Annotated in this window: 1 pseudogene; it reads right to left on the reverse strand. The window is 33.2% G+C overall.

Annotated features, from left to right (window positions below):
• A pseudogene (locus ERX55_RS11325) lies at positions 1-392 on the reverse strand (pur operon repressor); the annotation flags it as partial.

Genomic DNA, 392 nt, shown 5'->3' on the forward strand with positions numbered 1-392 from the left:
GGTAAATTTAAAATATTAGCAACCGCATTTGCCAATGAAATACCTTTTGTCGCAATGGTAACAACAGCATCTAATTTTTCTTCCATGTAAATACTGGCAATTAACTTACCAACTTTGTTTAGTAGCGATGGATTACCTACCAAATCTGATAAAAATAAATATCCGCCAGGTAACAAACGTTCTTTCTCTTCTAATAGAGTAATGACCTCATTAACAACTTCAGTCGCCTCTTCTTTACTCATCATTGGTTTATACGTAACACCACCACTTGCGCCAGCAGTAGTAATTACTGTACCTAACTTTTCTTTTTGGAATGTATTTTTTATAATTTGGACATCTTCACTTATTGAAGACTTCGCCTGTTTAAATTTTTTCACAAAAAAAGTTAATGG

This window comes from Macrococcus bovicus, from assembly GCF_004359575.1.
Classification (GTDB): Bacteria; Bacillota; Bacilli; order Staphylococcales; family Staphylococcaceae; genus Macrococcus; species Macrococcus bovicus.